The organism is Tropheryma whipplei str. Twist (assembly GCF_000007485.1).
Taxonomy (GTDB): Bacteria; Actinomycetota; Actinomycetes; order Actinomycetales; family Microbacteriaceae; genus Tropheryma; species Tropheryma whipplei.
Map to the genome: position 1 here is coordinate 548,223 of NC_004572.3, position 17,609 is coordinate 565,831.

The following is a 17,609-nucleotide window of genomic DNA, read 5'->3' on the forward strand; positions in this document are numbered from 1 at the left end:
TTAAATCACTTGAAAAGCTCAATTCTCTCAGTCAATAATTCCACTCGCCAAATTGTCCGCAGGACTTGTCTAGGTCAAATACCCACGAGAAGGGCGTTATATCCGACAAAAACCAGATCTGATACAAAACAATTTTTCGTCAAACACTTACCGTGAATCCTAAATCAGGAAACTCTCGAAACACCTTTGAAAGTACTGTCATGATAGTTATGAAGAATCTTCCAATGACCAAAAGGCCAAAACACCAGGAGTGCCCTGCCAACAACATCAGCAATTGGAACAAACCCACCTCCTGGCAACCCAATATGCAAACGAGAATCAGCTGAATTATTTCGGTTATCTCCCATAACCCACAAACGACCTTCAGGTATAACAACATCGAAGACTATACTGCTTGCCGGGGGTGTTGCATCATACAGGTAAGGGGTCTCGTCTAGCTCCCTACCGTTCACAACAATCCGGCCCGCTTCGCTGCAGCAAGTAACCCTATCACCAGGTAAACCAATAACTCGCTTTATTAGAAGCTTATGGGGCTCTCTGCCCTCAATAAAGCCAAGAATCAAATCCAGCAAACCTGACCGAGAACTAGTATCATCATCGGGAATCCAGTGATTCTTGTCCCGAAAGACAACCACATCACCCCTCTTTAGTGGAAACAGCGTGGGGTGGAGGCGACTTACAAATATCCGATCACCCAACTGCAGGGTGTTCAGCATCGACCCCGACGGTATATAGTAAACGCCGAAGAGAAATGTCCTTACAATAACGACGATCGTAACGACAACAAGAAGTGTAAACAGGGTGCCACGAAACTTTTCCCATAAGGAACGTAAAGAAGAGTGAAGCACGACATTCACAGTTCACGCTTCTGTTTGACCTTTGCCTTTTTACCCCTAAGCTTGCGAATGTAGTACAGCTTCGCACGGCGAACACTTCCCTTGGTAACAACCTCTATCCGGTTTATAGAAGGAGAATGTAAGGGAAATATCCTCTCCACACCCACCTGGAAGCTTATCTTACGCACAGTAAACGTCTGACGAACGCCAAAACCACGTCGGGCAATAACTACCCCTTGAAAAACCTGAACACGAGATCTGTCACCCTCAGTTATATTTACATAGACCCTAACAGTGTCACCGGGGGAAAAATCGGGAATATCAGCCTTTATCGAAAGAGCGTCAAGAGCGTCAAGAGCATGCACAACAAACCTAAAAGAACGAACCCTGGAATGCTACCACAGAAAACTGGCTTTTTTACTCTCCGTCAAATAACTTGTCGCGCATGCGTCAAAGTTTAAGAATCAGTTTCATATATGTGCGTCGAGTACAAATCAGGTCTGGTCTTTTGAGTTATTTCCAATTGTTTTTTATACCTCCATTCTCTTATCAAATCATGATTGCCAGACAAAAGAATGTCGGGAACCTCTAGACCTCTCCAGACCGCAGGCTTGGTATAAACCGGATATTCAAGTAGGTTATACTGATAGCTCTCCTCTACCAGGCTTTCTGGGTTACCCAACACACCCGGTATAAATCGAACAAAACCTTCAAGAATAGCCAGCGCGGCAATCTCGCCACCATTTAGTACATAATCCCCAATACTTATTCCAGAAGACCGTAAACGAGTAGCGGTCCATTCGTAAATCCTATTATCAATCCCCTCATATCTCCCGCAACAAAAAACTATATGCATCTCGGACGATAGAGATTGGGCCAAATCGTGGGAATATGGTTGTCCTGAGGGTGATGGAAAAACAACTAGAGATTCTCCGGTAGCAATGTGTTCTATTGCACGTGCCCAAGGCTCTGCACTCATTACCATACCGGGTCCGCCCCCATATGGCGAGCTATCAACCCTACCGGCTTCACTATATTCCCTGAGGTTATGGACTCTTAAATCCAGCAGTCCATTTCGTCTAGCTTTCCCAATTAGAGATATATCTAAGACATCAAAATATTCAGGAAATATACTTACAAAATCACAACGCATGACAAACAAAGATAATAGGCCGACACAGCAACAAGTGTCTATTAGGAGGCAGAATCTACTTGTGAAACGAACATTCCACCAGGTGGGTTTACTATTATCTCACCATCTGACACAGAGGTTACTATTGATTTTACAAACGGAAGAAGTACGCTGCCGGCTTTTGTCTCCACGACGAGAAGATCCTGCATTGGAAGATGCTCCACACCAACAACACGCCCAAGCTCCTTGCGACACTCCAAGGTAACTTTCATCCCAACCAAATGAGAGTCATACCACAACTCGGAATCGCGAGAATCTTCAATGGGTTCAGCCAGAAGGAGTGATCCGGATAATGTTGACGCCAGAGTTCTATCCCGTACTTCTTCAAAAAAAATAACCCACCTATTTCTAGCAGTCACCGCACCAACCTTCTTCTGCAAAGCGCGCACGGTAAGAACACTGCACGTATCACTTGCGTCAGTCAGTTGTCTGGAGCAAAACAAGGTCGCAGAAACCGCAAAGCGCACATCGGGCAAATCCGTCGTGACAGACACAAAAAGACCGCCATGCAAACCATAGGGCCGAAGAAGGACGCCAACCCTAAGGAGCACTATTCTTCGTCGGACACTATTTCAAGCATGAAAGGACCCCGATTTAGTGCCCTGGCAACTGTCCTGAGTGCCTTTACTGTATTCCCCTGCCGCCCGATAACTCGACCGCAGTCAGAAGGATGCACAAAAACGCGCACGCCATCCTCAAAAGCCTCAACCCTAACATCATCAGGATTTAGAACAATCCCACGAATCAAATGGACGAGAGCCTCAATAGCTGTTCCTGTCATGCCTGCCCTCTCACATCTTCAGGGACATCCTGGGGTGTATCGCTCACGGAGGGTAAATCAGACCTGTCTGATACAGTAGGCGTCGCCTCACCGGCTGCAACTGGCGCAGAACGGCGGCGCGACTTGGGAGCCGACTTTCCGGCCTCTATTGACACAGGCTGCTCAACCCGTGAGACCGGGTTTTCTTCACCGCAAAAACGCGCCCAGTCGCCGGTAAGCTTTAGGAGTGCGAGAGCCTGTTGGGTTGGTTTGGCACCAACCGAGAGCCAGTACTGCGCGCGGGGAGAGTCTATCTCTATAAAGGAAGGGTTCTGGACAGGGTGATACTTGCCAACCTGTTCTATAACTTTTCCATCACGTTTTGTACGCGAGTCGGCCACAACAATACGATAAAAAGGCCTCTTTACCTTCCCTATTCTTTTCAGGCGTATTCTGACCGCCACGGAACCCCCAGAACTGACTCAGCAGGCAAAGCGCAAACAACAGTATAACAAAACTGAGTATATCCAAGCGAATACACCCGGATACATTGTATAACGCGGTGTTGTATACCGTATAACGCGGTGTTGTATACCACAGTAATACCGTACAGTTTGGTGCAGGACGTTGGGTGCTTTGATGGGTTTTTAAACAGTGAAAACTATTTACTGAAAACCAGTACTAGCGATGCTTTCTCCGTTTTGACTTCGCAGTTTTGCTGTTATTGCGCCGCATACCAAATGCTGGAAAACGGCCATTCATGAATGTCATGTGTTTCATGCTATTGCCGGAACTTAAAACCTTCGATACATACTCAAATTTTTGAATAAGCCGATTTATATCATTGACTGTTGTTCCAGACCCTGTGGCAATTCTCAATCTACGGGACGCGTTGAGCATACGCGGCTGTGCCCTTTCTTGCGGAGTCATAGACCTCACAATTGCCTGCATACGAATAGTTTCACTGCTATCTAACATGCTTTCAAGATCGCCTGAGTTGGGGAAGAAAGCCGAAAGCTTGTGTCTCATATTTTTTATCTTTTGTATAGAGTCCAAAAAATCCTCTAGGGTAATGGGCGAATGTGAGTCTGGGGTTTTGTCAGAAAGCCTCAGAACATCGTCGAGCTCCTCAAGGGGGCCCTGCATGCCGAGCATGCGACGCGCTACACTGTCAGGATTAAACTGTTCAAGATCATCAACCCCTTCACCAATGCAGGAAAAAATAATCGGCCTAAGTGATGAAACCGATAGAGCTGCACCCGCTTTTACGTCGCTATCAAGCTTTGACATAACGACCCCCGTTACACTGAGGTGCTGGCAGAAAACACGGGTAATATTTAAAGCCTCCTGGCCTGTTGCAGAATCAACAACCAGCAAAGTCTGATGTGGCTTTGCAAGCCTGTCAATTTCGCTCAGTTGGTCCATCATGTCCGAATCAGCATTCATGCGGCCGGCAGTGTCAATAATCAAAACACTGAATTGTTTTTCTCGTGCGGTCTTGACGACAGTTTTTACGGCGTCTAGGGCATTACCTGACTTGGGTATTAGTACGCTGGCACCGGCCTGCTCTGCAACTGCCTGAAGTTGACTGGCAGCTGCCGGCCTTTGCAGGTCGCATGCACCAAGCGCAGCCGTATGCCCACGCTCCATAAGCCATTTAGCTAGCTTTCCGGCAAAAGAGGTTTTGCCAGAGCCCTGAAGGCCAACCAGCATGATAATGGTAGGGAATGTGCGGGAGAATTTTAGGGCAGTCTTCTGGTGACCTAAAAGGTCTACAAGCTCCTCCCAAACAATCTGGGTGACACGTTTGTGCGGATTGATTGCACGCAGAGACTCCTGTGACATCGACCTGTCACGCACCCTATGCACAAAGGCCTGTGCAATTTCAAATGACACATCTGAGTCAAGAAGAGTTTTATAAACCTCACTGAGAACAACATCAATATCTCGTTTGACCAGACTCCCCCTACCGCGGAGCGTAGAAAGCGCATTCAAAAAACGGCCAGAAACGGTCTCAAACACACTCAATTTTAACCCGATTAGTCCGGTTTTAAGCGAAATCCTGACTTAGACAGTCAGAACAGAGCGGACGTATCCCAACGGGGTGCACTCGAATTTACCCGGATACTGGTTGGTGTACTCTATTCGAGTGCTAGCAATTGAGTGCATCAGACTTGCACCTGAGTATCTCCCCTTTGAGGAAGGATGGAGAATGCAACAAGAACTTCACAAAAAGATAACCGAAAGTCAAACAAATAAAAACCGTCAGGCATCAATGATTTTTTGTGAACACGAGCCCGTTTATACAGCGGGAGCCAGAACCAGGAGCTGGGAGATGCCACAGAACGAAAAGGTGATTAGAGTTGGTCGAGGTGGCAAAATAACCTGGCATGGCCCCGGGCAATTAGTTGGGTATCCGATACTTAGTCTGGGCGCAACCCCAGATGTTTTGCGCTACGTAAGACAAATCGAAGAAGGGCTCATAAACGCACTGCAGTCAGTAGGAATAAATGGGTTCCGCATCGCCGGCAGGAGCGGGGTTTGGGTAAGAAATGGGGTTAGCGATGAAAAAGTGGCGGCCATAGGTGTTAGGGTTCAAAAAAACGTCACTCTTCACGGTTTTGCATTAAATTGCAGTAATGACCTTGCGCCATTTGAAAAAATAGTGCCGTGCGGAATAAGCGACGCCGGAGTAACAACGATCTCAAGAATTTTGAAGAGAACTATTACACCAAAAGAAATACTTGACAGCGTGTTCAACAGTATCTGCAGCGCGCTTGAATATATAAATACCTGCCGTGGCAACGTATAGACATGCAGCGTGCAAAATATGAACGATTCTGGCAATTCAAGCAAAGTTAATGTAAGGCCCCCTTCAGCCGGTTTGGGAGCACCCTCCCCGGGCAAGCGTAAGATGCTCCGCCTGGAGGTACGAAATTCGCAGGTTCCTATAGAACGGAAGCCCTCATGGATAAGGGCTCGTGCAACTATTGGTACAGAGTACAGAAAGGTTCAGGAACGTGTTAAGAAACAGAATTTGCGGACTGTTTGTCAAGAAGCCGGATGTCCGAATATCTACGAATGCTGGGAGGATAGAGAGGCAACTTTCCTGATCGGAGGATCGCAGTGTACTCGCAGGTGTGATTTTTGTCAGATAGACACGGGAAAACCTGCAGAGCTCGACCTGGATGAGCCAAAACGGGTTGGACAGTCCGTGGCGCAAATGAAGTTACGCTATGCCACCGTAACCGGAGTAGCACGCGACGACCTGCCCGATGGGGGTGTCTGGCTCTATGCAGAAACAATCCGAGAAATACACAAACAGTGCCCTGGAAGTGGGGTTGAAATACTCATACCAGATTTTAACGGTAAGCCAGAGTTGCTCCAGCAAATCTTCGAAGCACAACCGGAAGTGTACGCACACAATATAGAAACTGTTCCACGGATATTCAGGCGCATTAGACCGGCATTCAGATACGACAGATCGCTGGATGTTATATCACAAGGTCAAAAGGCTGGGATGATAACAAAATCAAATCTTATTCTTGGAATGGGCGAGACCGGTGAAGAGGTAACACAGGCATTGAGAGACCTCAAAAGTGCCGGTTGTGACATTGTAACAATAACTCAGTATCTAAGACCATCGCCCAGGCATTTACCCGTGGCAAGATGGGTAAAACCACAAGAGTTCATAGAATATAAAGAGCAAGCCAAAGAGATCGGATTCTCAGGCGTTTTGGCCGGACCTTTAGTTAGATCATCATACCGTGCCGGAAAACTGTGGGCACAATCTGTGAAAGCTAAGATGGTTGAAATACCCGAGCGCGTACGGAAACTCATAAACGAAATCGAGATGCAGGAAACGTCCTTTAGGCAAGCAGTCTAGTATGTCTTCAGTGGAATTTGCAGTACGCATGAGAGCCTGTGCTTTTAGGGTAAAGGTTTATTCTTCGCAAACACATATCATTAGGGTAAAAATCTTTCGGTATGCAAGTGTGATAGATGATGCACATAAAAATACGAGATATAAAACCAGGTCGCTTTCGGAGGGTTCATGTGATTGTCATGCGAGCAATAAGAACTCATCTTTGACCACAGATTTAACCGCAGAGGCAAGGCGGGAAATCCTCGCATATTTCTCAGGAACTCTAAAGACATTTTCGGTGCCCATAAGCCTGGAAAAGGCATCTGCAAAACAGGCAGATGTTCTCAATATGCTTTTAAAAATTCCATACGGTGGATGTGTAAGCTACGGTGAGATAGCATCAAAAGTAAACTCCTCACCAAGGGCTGTTGGTGCTTATTGCGCAAAGAATCCCCTGCCGTTTTTTGTACCGTGTCACAGGGTTATACGGTCAAATGGTGAGGTGGGAGGGTATTGTGGGTCTTCAAATAATTTGATAAAGCACTCACTGATCGAAATTGAACAGAAAAACTCATAAAAGATAACTCAGTGGCACTAATAACACTCTGGGTCGTAATGGGCATAGCGGTAATGAGCATATTTGTATTCAATAACAGATGCAATTGATTACAGATATCATCGATGCAGATGTCATTAATACAGATGTCATTGAATAGTAGAACGCATCTGTTTCGCACCCTGGCAGGATCTGGTCTAAAGTTGTACCTGGTGGGCATGAAATACTCGCCAAACAGTCACGCAAATCAGGTATCCTGAGGGGTCCGAACTGTTATTTGATGAGTATTTGTAGTGATCTTGGCACCTATTCCGACAGGCGCACCGTTGCTGCGTAAGCAAGGTGGTCAGATGTACCAACCATCATGGTTGAGCATTTCAAAACCTCGAATTCTGGGGTAACAAACACGTGATCAATGGGCGTGCGAAGCCAAAAAGGGAGATTAGATGGCCAAGTACCCGCAGGTGCGCGGCTGCATCGACGTGCTGTGTCAACAAGTCTTTGTCTATTCGCCAAGGGTCCATGTCTGAGTGTTGCATTAAAGTCACCGGCTAGGATAAGAGGACCTTCTCGGTTATTTTCGCCAAACGAGATAACACGGTCAAGATCCCATTCCCACGAATTAAAAACATTCGGAACCGGTGGATACGTGTGAACACCAAAAATTCGAAATTGATGGCGCGAATTAATCTTCAGGCCTACAGTACCAAAAGTAACTTCCGGGACCTCCGTTATTGGAGTTACACCGCCAAGCCGAGGGTGGACCATAATGGTTGTTAGTGCGATACCATTGCTATAAAGATCCCCGTACCCATACACCGAGTTCGCAAAAGCAGTTCCGCCAGCAGCACGAGTCGCATCGGATTTGGTTGTTTCGGGAAGAACCACAATATCCGGATCAAAAGCACTGATTAGAGTCGTCATATCGGCATGTGTGAAGCTGTTTTGAGTATTAAACGCAACAATATTCAGGGTTATACCTGCAATTGACTGTTTTTGTATAGGACTTGGCTCTGCCGTAATTGTTGATGGAAAAATAATCAGCAGCACGCCAGACAAAGCCCACACTCCCTGTGTGGAGGCAGCAATCCAGAGACTTGAGAGTCTGCGCGCAAAAAACAAGACCAATACTGATACAGCCACAACACATGCACCAAAAATATGGGGAAAGGCAAGGGCTTGTGCAATAAAAGACCGCATACTAAGCGCTCTTGCAAAAGGCGTCCATGGAAATAACACCAGCGCGAAAAATGCAACCCCCAGCAGGCCAGAGAGAATCAGAGCACAGGTGAGAAGAAGACTATATTTTCTTGAATGCCTCGGAGTACAGGGCAACTCTGAAGGTACTGGCGAACTCATGCTGAACTAAAGAATATCTATGCCCGGGTGACAAGCTGGTCAGTGTGCGCAAGAAATTCACATCTTCTTGAAGCTGACTCGTAACTTCTGTAAACAGCGCCAACAGAACGGCCAATTTCATTATTCTTTAGATCCATATACCTCTCAGGACCATGCGAAAAAGCCTCGTGTCTATCCCCGAATCCCTTTGCTTCACCCATGTCGATTGTCATGCGAGCGCTCCAATAACAGTGACGAAAAGCGTCACCCTTTCCACCAATAAGAGTGCTTCCCGGAAATTTGCCCGCTGCCCGTGAAACTGCATCATTAGCTGCCGACTTGGCCTTAATGCAATTTATTACCCTGGACAAGAATGAACTGAACAAGAATGAACAGAACCCAAGCTCCAGTGCATTACCGGGACTATCATAACGAACAGATAGGTCTTTGGTGGAAGATGAGAAGCGCCCTCCAATCCCAGGCCCTGATAAGGGCAGGCCACTTAAATCCGAGAGGCTGGCGCGCTCAGCTGACATAACCGGCTGGAATCCGAATAAGGATAACAGCACAAGAATGCGCTTCATAAAAACCCCCGAACAATACAACCCATCATCAAGGTTTAGCATAACGGGTACGGGGGTTATCATACAAGGCCTTTTTGGATTCATCATAACAACGATAATATGAACCGCCTTTTACAAGCTGTAAAACCCTAGGTTTACCTATATCTTCAAACTCGTAGTAAAACGCCCTGTCAGGATTCACACAGAGTTTAGTGCCGCTAAGAGTGTCGTTTGTGGTATGGGCACCGGACCAGATACAAACAAAAAACAGAACGTCAAACAGGGTGGAGCTGAGGGGACTCGAACCCCCGACCCTCTGCATGCCATGCAGATGCGCTACCAGCTGCGCCACAGCCCCGCTTGCCTAAACATTTTAACAACACAAACACCCTGAAGGTAAATCAGGCTTTTACACAATAGATCGACGAAACAAAATACAAGCAGCACGAATATACCCCTTGCAAAGGGGTATATTTCGGGTAATCTAGAGCTATCTGCTATTTTGAAGAATAACCCCAATAGCAAACAGACCGACCCCAATAGAAACAGCAGTCGCTATAGCAAATGAGATAAAAAAGCCCCAAAAAATGCGCTTTTTGGGTTTATAGAAAAGGTTTTTTGGTGTTTGCGACGCACACACAGCACGACTTGCACTCACAGGGGCGATAGCAAAGTTCTGAGTGTCACAGGTCTCCTGCATTTCTGAAGTATCTAAGACGCCCGTGTATCCACCAGTCTGTGATATGAGTTGCGGCAAACCAACCGTGTCCGTGTGAAACACATCACCTGTATCAGTGATCATTTCAGTCGGACCATTTGGGGCAGAAATAACCAGGGCAGAGGTGGCAACAATGGAGTGATTGCGTGCCTCAAACTCTCTGGATTCACCGGTAGTAGTTGGACTCTCGTGAAGAGAGGAACCTACTGCTGTACCAAACCGCCTGCTGCGGCGAGTATGCAACACTTTACCTTTATCAATACCAGTTCCAACCACTCCGGCTGCAACTGGCGCAGAAGGTTGAGGAATGATTTTAGAAGATACGTTATGCAACTCTAGGGAGTCTGTAAAGTGAACCTTAGTATGGTCCCCGCCACTCGGAATTACCTCGATGGGGGTTGTTTCAGTTTTTTTCTCGAGAGGCTCTTCAGAAGATGACCTATAAGACTCGAGTGCTCTCCGCATTTTTCTGCTCATAAAGCGCGGAAAATCCGGGCTGGAGGGGTCTGTTGTGTAACCATCTACTGATCTTTCCGAATGTTCTACGCGAAGTCGAGAGTCCGTCCCCTCGGTGAGAAACATATGCGAGGTGGGCAGGGGCGAGTCGTGCGTTACAGATGGCACATCAATCTGTTCACTGCGCGTGGAGCGTAAAATCTCTCTCAACTGACGCCTTGTGAGGTGCTTATTATCATCCATACAAGCTCCTATACAAACCGTGTTTTGCTATGTACTGGACGACCCCTTCAGGAACAAGGTACCAAATTGGCAATCCGGATCTGACCCTCTCACGACAATTAGAAGATGAAATCGCCATGGCGGGCACTTCTAGGAAGCTTATCCTGTCATTCGGAATATCCACAACTTCATGCCCCGGGCGGCTAACGGCTACAAAATGCGCAAGAGACCAAAGTGTATCAGCGTCTTTCCAGGAAAAAATCCTGGCGAGGGCATCTGTTCCGGTTATAAAGAATAGGTCTGATGATGGCAGTTGTTCACGTAACTCTCTCAAGGTATCAACTGTAAAAGTGGGTCCAGTTCTTTCTATATCAATCTTGCTAACAGAAAAACGTTGATTTGAGGCAGTAGCAATAACTGCCATTAGATAACGGTGCCAGGGGTCAGATACTTCCTTCTTATGTGGCGGACGACCGGTCGGGACGAATATTACCTCATCAAGACAAAACCTACTGGCCACTTCACTGGCAACAACAAGGTGACCGTGATGTATGGGATCAAACGTTCCACCCATAACACCTATCCGGGCTCCCCTATCAGTCTTTGGTGTGCTTGTCATAGAGACTCTCGTACCGCTTTACAGCGGAACACACCTGATCATACGTTTCTCTATATTGCTCATGCCTATTGCTTACATTCCGGTAAGACCACAGTACAGCACACGCAACAAAGGCAAGCAGCAAAAAAATCGCTGGTTCAACAAATGGAATGTGACCAACCCCGTGAGTGCTTCCAGCCGACAGTTTAAACACCCACATAGACGACACGGTTAGCACGATTCAATACTACATACCAAACAATCTAAAGATAACTTAGGTGGGTGCATGTTAATATATGGGAATCACACAGAGAGAGAAAATGATGTGTTGGCAACACTCGGATCCCATGTAAAGATTACGCCGCCGATTTCAACCTCATCACCACAAGTTGCACCGGCACGGACCAATGCATCTTCAATTCCCAGGCGATCTAGTCTTTCTGCAAGATAACTAATTGCTTCATCACTTGAAAAATCAGTTTGCAGAATCCACTTTTCCGGTTTCTTGCCGGTCACTCTATACACTCCATCCGTTCTATCTAAGGAAAATTCAGGGGTATTTTTTGCAGGGATCAATATGGTCTGTGATGTCGGTTGCACTTGTGAGGGGTATTCCTGACATATTTCGCCAAGTCTCAGAGTAAACTGTCGCAACCCTGAACGGGTTACGGCGGAAATTGCATACACATCTGTGACCAATTTCTTGAAAACTGATTGCAGATAAAGCAAAGTATCCTGCTCCTCCTTAGTCTGCAAGACATCAATTTTATTGAGAACAATAACTTTAGGCCTTTTGTTCAGAGGAATCGCGTTCTCTGCAACTTTGTATTCTGACAACTCTTTTTCTATTAAATTAAAACCTGATATGGGATCTTGCTGTGTATTTGCGCAATCTATTACATGGACCACAACGCTACACCGCTCAATATGTCTGAGAAAATTTAAGCCTAGACCAATACCCTTACTGGCGCCTTCAACGAGGCCTGGGACATCAGCAACCGTGTATCTGTACGGGCCAGATTGCACAACACCGAGATTGGGATGGAGGGTTGTAAACGGATAATCCGCAATTTTTGGTTTTGCAGATGAGATTGCACTGATTATGCTTGATTTTCCAACCGAAGGAAAACCAACAAGTGCAACATCTGCAATAGATTTGACCTCAAGCCTGAGCTTGCGCTTCTGGCCGGGCAAGCCCAACAGGGCAAACCTTGGGGTTTTGCGCCTATAACCTGCAAGAGCGGCATTTCCAAGGCCACCAGTGCCCCCACGAACGACCTGCAGGCAACTGCCAGGCGATACAAGATCAGCTATTTGCCTACCGCCTTCATCATAAACAGATGTGCCGCAGGGGACAGAGACTTCTAAGTCCTTACCGCGAGCACCATTACGCAGTCTACTCAGGCCATGTGCCCCATTACTGGCAGAGTAATGGCCCTTGCGGCGAAAGGAAATAAGAGTACGTTCAGAAGTATCAGCCTTTAAAAAAATGCTACCCCCGTGACCTCCACTCCCACCGTCAGGGCCAGCAAGAGGCTTATACTTTTCGCGCCTCACAGAGGCGCAGCCATTACCACCGCGCCCAGCAGAAAATTCTACAGTTACACAATCGACAAACTCAGGGAGAGTGATCCCCGACACTACGTGTCTACGCTAACAGCCCTGCGCTTTCCAGATCTGCCGAACCTGACCCGGCCAGAAGCGAGAGCAAAAAGGGTATCATCATCCCCGCGGCGCACATTAGTGCCAGGATGAAAGCGCGTACCGCGCTGACGAACAAGTATCTCACCAGCGGACACAACTTGACCCGCAAAGCGCTTAACGCCAAGACGCTTCGCGTTGGAGTCACGGCCATTCCGACTGGAACTGGCACCTTTTTTATGAGCCACGCAACCTACCTAAAACGATAATAAATTCGCACCGAGCAAACTAATCGCCACGCTCTATAGAGGTCACGCTAAAAACGTAAACCCCCTGGCGATGGCCCTGACGCTTATGATACCCTGTTTTGTTCTTAAATTTATGAATGCGCACTTTTGGGCCACGAAGTTTACGCAAAAACTTCGCAGACACCCGCGCGAGCCGAAGTTTATCCGGATCTGAAACCACTTCCGCACCATCAACCAGGAGCAGAACCGGGAAGTGGACAAAACCCCCAGAATCAACATTGGTTGGGTCAATGCTAATAACTGAGCCAACCTCAACCAAGCGCTGAAAGCCCGAAGCCTTCACAACAGCAAACACAAAGCCCCCTGCAAAGCAAAGCAGAAACGACACAAGATTCTACACGAAAAAACAACAAGGCAACAATTCCCAAAGACACGATAGGCCATAAAACACCCGTATAAGGCACGCAGAAAATTTAATCTAAGACGCCCTCGGGTCGCCACTAGCGTCAATAGTCGATGTAACAAGCCTACGACGACGATTACCTACCGAAATGGAGACCTGACTGTCTGGCGTAAGGGCGCCGCGTGAAGACAGGGTGTCACTGCGTGCATCAGAATAACCCGCTGTGTCTTGCATTGCAGAAATAATTCTCACCGCAGCATCAGAAGCCTCCTTGTTGACCTGCCTTAGTCTATGCTTTTTCCGCGCACGTGGCTTATTGGGTACTGGATTTATGACCCTACCACGGCCGGAGCAGCGATCACACAACTCACTGACAGGCTCTAAGGCAACACCGAGTTTTTTGCGGGTCATTTGAACAAGACCCAAACTCGTTATCTCGGCAACTTTGTGACGAGATCTATCAAGAGATAAGGCCTCCAATAGCCTGTTATAAACAAGATCGCGATTCTCTTGTAAAAGCATGTCAATAAAGTCAATAACAACTATTCCACCGAGGTCCCTGAGTCTAATCTGTCGCACTATTTCGTCAACCGCTTCTAGATTGTTGTCGGTAACGGTTTGCTCTAGGCTGCTACTCGTTCCGACAAATTTACCGGTGTTAACGTCTATAACGGTCATTGCCTCGGTATGATCAACCACGAGGGACCCACCAGATGGAAGAAGCACCTTTCTGTTCAACGATCTATCTATTTGCTCCGTTATGCGATATGCATCAAACAAGTCTTCTTCGGAACTTTTACTTACTTTACCCAGCATTTCCGGTGATACGTCTTGTAAATAGGAATTTACCCGCTCATAGAGTTCAGCACCTTCAACAATTAATTCTTTAAAGTCGTTATTGAACGTATCTCTAAGCAGCCTGATTAGGAGATCGGGCTCTGAATAGATTATTGAAGGGGCAGTGGCGTTTTCTGACTTTTCCTTTATAGCCCTGTAGGCTTCGCATAGCATCTTTGCATCATTACCAAGCTGTTCACTTGTTGCGCCAACGGCTGCTGTGCGTATTATGAGACTTGAGACATCTTCCACAGCTGCCTTCAGAGATTTCTGAAGGCGCGCGCGCTCGGATGGTGCAATACGACGACTTACACCGCCCGAACCCGGGGCATAAACCAAGTAACGACCCGCGAGAGATAGTTGTCCAGTAACCCTTGGGCCCTTGTTAGCAACCGCATCCTTCGTTACTTGAACAAGGACCGAGGAGCCTTCTCTAACGGTATTTTCGATACTCTGAGCCTTAACGCCCTCCCAAACAGCTTCGCCAGAATACAAAACGGCATTACGGCCACAGCCGATATCAACAAAAGCAGCTTCCATTCCGGGCAAGACATTCTGCACTCTGCCCATATATATATTCCCTACAAGAGAACTTGAAGCACCACGAGCCATGTAGTACTCAACAAGGATGCCCTCCTCTAGGATGCCAACTTGCACATCTGAGGCGCCAGAGCCGCGAACCAACATAACACGCTGCGTGTTACGCCGTAAAATTCCTGTTTCAGCGGGGGAAGTTCTCGACGCCCTACGTTTTGATTGACGGAGAGGCGTGATATCGCTCCGTTTTTTTTGCGAGACAATACGCGCTGAAAAGTCAGGAGCTTGAAACACAACTTTATAACCGCTGGCTCGCTTCGATCCCGTATCAACCATGCATCTACCAAACACAATCCGAGGCCAGACTTGACCTCAGGAAATATCAAACAGTACCGATACCCATGCGCAAAAGGCGCCAAACGACGCAAAGCTAAGAGCGTCCGTTAACGGATTATATACTCGGACGCAGAAGTTTACCGGTAAATAACACTCCCGTTACAGGTTATTTTTAAAGGTACGGTATTAGGACCAAGGGATTGACGCAATAGGAAATATTCAAAGCAAAACCTTATGGAAACCAAATATCCAATTCACGCTTAGCAGACTTGACCGAGTCAGAGGCATGGACTATATTCTGTATAACACCAAGACCCCAGTTGCGCCCGAAATCGCCCCTAATTGTGCCCGGCAAGGCTAAAGTCGGGTCTGACACGCCAACGAGAGTGCGAAGGGCATCTACAACCCCATGACCCTCTGCCCTAACCAGAACAATAGGCCCAGAGGTCATGAAATCTACGAGCGGAAGATAAAAATGTCGATCCCGGTGTTCCAAGTAATGCTCTTCAACTGACTGTCTGTCTGGAACTAGCATGCGGATATCGACTATTTGATAGCCTTTTGCTTCAATGCGAGACAATACCTGTCCGATCAAACCACGCCGAATCCCATCTGGCTTGATAATCACGAGTGTCTGCTCCAAAATAATTCCCCCTTATTTACCGACTAGCACAGTATTTACCGACTAGCACAGTCTAATCCAAATCCTATTGCCCCATATGCCCGTTATGGCGCCTCGCAGACCAAAGCGCATAGGCCCACAGCGTGCCAAATATAAACCCAAATATTGCAATTGGAATAGATATAAAAAACCCAACGGTGACAATAAAGATTTGCACAATCCAGCCCAGTGTGATACCGAAAACCTTTGAACTAAGGAGCAGCGCAAGAAAAGCCATCGGAGCCACAACAGCAATAAAAATCCCTGAAGGGAATCTGTCAAATGGCATGGTAAACAAAAAAACACCTGCGAGAATAAATGCAACGAGCTCAAAAGAGAGAACAACTCTTGCAACCTTTGTCCTGAGATAATTCATTTATTCATCGCGGAATAAAACTACTAAGAATGCTGATAGAGCCGGAGACAACAATGGCATCCGGGTTAAGCCTGGTACTGTACTGAAACGCATCATTCGCACTTTCACATACTATAAGTCCCTCGTTAGCTACAACTCTTTTAGCAATGCTAAACGCTACATCAGCGGCAACCGCTCGCGGGTGTGTTGATTGTGTTATGACAAATGTTACACGAGGGTTACTGAACCGGGTGCTTTCCGATTCACTGTAACCTACGGAGTCACTCGTTACACGCAGCGAGCCGTGTAAAAAAGACATTAGATTACGAATTATGCCTTCAATGTCTTTATCGGATAAAAACGCTAGAATAAACACAATTTTCCCAAAGGAAAAAAATTCATCCAGAGCAATTGCGAGATGTTTTGCCGCATGTGGATTATGTGCTGCATCAAGTAAAACAACTGGATTTTTAGAAATAATCTGAAGCCGCCCTGGGCTCGTTATATTTGAAAAGGCCTCGAGGGCTATATCATGTTCCACCCTACCAAAAAAGCTTTCCACGGCAGCTAAGGACAGGGCAGCGTTTTTAGCCTGATATCCACCAAAAAGTGGAAGAAAAACCTCGTTGCACTCACCGTATAGACCACGCAAATCGAGTATTTGCCCTCCCGCAACGGGTTTGTAATCACAGTCAAAATCTTGCCCAAAGAACCTTATTTTGTCAGGTAATTCTGTGTCATAGCTCTGGCATCCGATATTTATGGATGCAAAATAATCCTCAAGGCACTCTTGCACAACTTGATGTTGTTCTGCAGCTACAACAAAAGATCCTGGCTTGATTATCCCAGCTTTTGTGCGTGCAATCTCTTCTAACCTGCTTCCCAAACGACCTGTATGGTCAAAATCAATTGGCGTAAAAACACACACCCTGGCATCGACAACATTGGTTGCATCCCAAGCACCACCCATACCAACCTCAAGCACCATGACATCCACAGGTGTATCTGCAAAGCATGAAAATGCAAGAACCGTCATACACTCAAAAAATGTCAGCGGTGGGCAGTTTTTTTTCTCAAGATGAGCATCCGCGAGCCGCAACTGAAACTGAATATCGAACCAGTGTTTCTCTAAGATGTGCCCCTGGACGGGATTCATGTCAATCTGAATTCTCTCCTCGAGAGCGGTAATGTGAGGGCTAGTAAATAAACCGACACGCAGCCCGAGAGATGTTAGGATGCAGGCTATCATCCTGCTTACAGTTGTTTTCCCATTTGTTCCGGTGATGTGAATTACCGGAGCACATTCTTGAGGATTTGACAGATACGATAGGGCAAGTTTGGTGCCATCAAGCCGCGGCTGCGGGAGGGCCTCGCCGGCTCTTGACATAATCTGCCTGTAAAACTCTGACACGGCCTACAGGCTCCAATCATCCAGTAAGGGAAACTCAGGCGGACAAACTGAATAGGCTATCGAGCCGAATAGATGT

Annotated in this window: 21 protein-coding genes and 1 tRNA gene; 3 read left to right on the forward strand and 19 right to left on the reverse strand. The window is 46.9% G+C overall.

Going from position 1 to position 17,609, the window contains the following annotated elements:
• Window positions 1-164 precede the first annotated feature (164 nt).
• The 7 genes from lepB to TWT_RS02640 all read right to left on the reverse strand — a co-directional run bounded on the left by lepB (window position 165) and on the right by TWT_RS02640 (window position 4,810).
• Window positions 165-857 (reverse strand): signal peptidase I, encoded by a 693-nt coding sequence (gene lepB, locus TWT_RS02610; protein WP_011096263.1) that lies wholly within the window; start codon window positions 855-857, stop codon window positions 165-167.
• Complete coding sequence (gene rplS / locus TWT_RS02615) at window positions 854-1,201, reverse strand: 50S ribosomal protein L19 (RefSeq protein ID WP_011096262.1); 348 nt, start codon at window positions 1,199-1,201, stop codon at window positions 854-856. Before rplS ends, lepB begins: the two co-directional genes overlap by 4 nt.
• Before the next feature lie 92 nt (window positions 1,202-1,293).
• The gene (trmD, locus tag TWT_RS02620; protein ID WP_011102585.1) at window positions 1,294-1,998 is read right to left on the reverse strand and encodes a tRNA (guanosine(37)-N1)-methyltransferase TrmD; all 705 of its coding nucleotides are present in this window, start codon (window positions 1,996-1,998) and stop codon (window positions 1,294-1,296) included.
• A 32-nt stretch (window positions 1,999-2,030) separates the two neighbouring features.
• Window positions 2,031-2,579, reverse strand: a complete 549-nt coding sequence (gene rimM, locus TWT_RS02625; RefSeq protein ID WP_011102586.1) for a ribosome maturation factor RimM — start codon at window positions 2,577-2,579, stop codon at window positions 2,031-2,033.
• Complete coding sequence (locus tag TWT_RS02630; RefSeq protein WP_011096259.1) at window positions 2,579-2,809, reverse strand: KH domain-containing protein; 231 nt, start codon at window positions 2,807-2,809, stop codon at window positions 2,579-2,581. The genes rimM and TWT_RS02630 overlap by 1 nt, the downstream gene beginning before the upstream one ends.
• Complete coding sequence (rpsP, locus tag TWT_RS02635) at window positions 2,806-3,252, reverse strand: 30S ribosomal protein S16 (RefSeq protein WP_011102587.1); 447 nt, start codon at window positions 3,250-3,252, stop codon at window positions 2,806-2,808. The genes TWT_RS02630 and rpsP overlap by 4 nt, the downstream gene beginning before the upstream one ends.
• A gap of 217 nt (window positions 3,253-3,469) precedes the next feature.
• Entirely contained in the window at window positions 3,470-4,810 is a 1,341-nt protein-coding gene (locus tag TWT_RS02640; RefSeq protein WP_155105141.1) for a signal recognition particle protein, read from the reverse strand.
• Between the two features lie 127 nt (window positions 4,811-4,937).
• Between TWT_RS02640 and lipB the strand changes: the two genes are divergently transcribed.
• The 3 genes from lipB (at window position 4,938) to TWT_RS02655 (ending at window position 7,230) form a co-directional block, all read left to right on the forward strand.
• Window positions 4,938-5,600, forward strand: coding sequence for a lipoyl(octanoyl) transferase LipB (lipB, locus tag TWT_RS02645; protein ID WP_033800096.1), 663 nt, complete (start codon window positions 4,938-4,940; stop codon window positions 5,598-5,600).
• Between the two features lie 102 nt (window positions 5,601-5,702).
• Window positions 5,703-6,674, forward strand: coding sequence for a lipoyl synthase (gene lipA, locus TWT_RS02650; RefSeq protein ID WP_033800097.1), 972 nt, complete (start codon window positions 5,703-5,705; stop codon window positions 6,672-6,674).
• 109 nt (window positions 6,675-6,783) lie between these two features.
• On the forward strand, window positions 6,784-7,230 hold the full coding sequence (locus TWT_RS02655; protein ID WP_237696827.1) for a methylated-DNA--[protein]-cysteine S-methyltransferase: 447 nt from the start codon (window positions 6,784-6,786) through the stop codon (window positions 7,228-7,230).
• A gap of 285 nt (window positions 7,231-7,515) precedes the next feature.
• On the opposite strand, the gene TWT_RS02660 is transcribed toward TWT_RS02655, so the two are convergent.
• The 12 genes from TWT_RS02660 to TWT_RS02720 all read right to left on the reverse strand — a co-directional run bounded on the left by TWT_RS02660 (window position 7,516) and on the right by TWT_RS02720 (window position 17,533).
• Window positions 7,516-8,544 (reverse strand): endonuclease/exonuclease/phosphatase family protein, encoded by a 1,029-nt coding sequence (locus TWT_RS02660; RefSeq protein WP_237696828.1) that lies wholly within the window; start codon window positions 8,542-8,544, stop codon window positions 7,516-7,518.
• A gap of 41 nt (window positions 8,545-8,585) precedes the next feature.
• Window positions 8,586-9,194, reverse strand: coding sequence for a DUF6973 domain-containing protein (locus TWT_RS02665; RefSeq protein WP_237696829.1), 609 nt, complete (start codon window positions 9,192-9,194; stop codon window positions 8,586-8,588).
• 201 nt (window positions 9,195-9,395) lie between these two features.
• Window positions 9,396-9,468: transfer RNA gene (locus TWT_RS02670), tRNA-Ala, on the reverse strand.
• Between the two features lie 132 nt (window positions 9,469-9,600).
• A complete protein-coding gene (locus TWT_RS02675; RefSeq protein ID WP_011096251.1) occupies window positions 9,601-10,527 on the reverse strand; it encodes a hypothetical protein in 927 nt (308 codons plus the stop codon).
• Window positions 10,520-11,125, reverse strand: a complete 606-nt coding sequence (gene nadD, locus TWT_RS02680) for a nicotinate-nucleotide adenylyltransferase (protein ID WP_011102592.1) — start codon at window positions 11,123-11,125, stop codon at window positions 10,520-10,522. Before nadD ends, TWT_RS02675 begins: the two co-directional genes overlap by 8 nt.
• 282 nt (window positions 11,126-11,407) lie before the next feature.
• Entirely contained in the window at window positions 11,408-12,745 is a 1,338-nt protein-coding gene (gene obgE, locus TWT_RS02690; protein WP_011102593.1) for a GTPase ObgE, read from the reverse strand.
• Window positions 12,745-12,993 (reverse strand): 50S ribosomal protein L27, encoded by a 249-nt coding sequence (rpmA, locus tag TWT_RS02695; RefSeq protein ID WP_011102594.1) that lies wholly within the window; start codon window positions 12,991-12,993, stop codon window positions 12,745-12,747. Before rpmA ends, obgE begins: the two co-directional genes overlap by 1 nt.
• 40 nt (window positions 12,994-13,033) lie before the next feature.
• Window positions 13,034-13,348: a 50S ribosomal protein L21 gene (gene rplU, locus TWT_RS02700; protein WP_011102595.1), complete on the reverse strand. Its 315-nt coding sequence runs from the start codon at window positions 13,346-13,348 to the stop codon at window positions 13,034-13,036.
• A gap of 123 nt (window positions 13,349-13,471) precedes the next feature.
• The gene (locus TWT_RS02705) at window positions 13,472-15,121 is read right to left on the reverse strand and encodes an Rne/Rng family ribonuclease (RefSeq protein ID WP_011102596.1); all 1,650 of its coding nucleotides are present in this window, start codon (window positions 15,119-15,121) and stop codon (window positions 13,472-13,474) included.
• 217 nt (window positions 15,122-15,338) lie between these two features.
• Window positions 15,339-15,749 (reverse strand): nucleoside-diphosphate kinase, encoded by a 411-nt coding sequence (gene ndk, locus TWT_RS02710; RefSeq protein WP_011102597.1) that lies wholly within the window; start codon window positions 15,747-15,749, stop codon window positions 15,339-15,341.
• A 64-nt stretch (window positions 15,750-15,813) separates the two neighbouring features.
• On the reverse strand, window positions 15,814-16,143 hold the full coding sequence (locus TWT_RS02715) for a DUF4233 domain-containing protein (protein WP_038110777.1): 330 nt from the start codon (window positions 16,141-16,143) through the stop codon (window positions 15,814-15,816).
• Between the two features lie 4 nt (window positions 16,144-16,147).
• Window positions 16,148-17,533, reverse strand: a complete 1,386-nt coding sequence (locus TWT_RS02720; RefSeq protein WP_011102598.1) for a bifunctional folylpolyglutamate synthase/dihydrofolate synthase — start codon at window positions 17,531-17,533, stop codon at window positions 16,148-16,150.
• Between the last annotated feature and the right edge of the window lie 76 nt (window positions 17,534-17,609).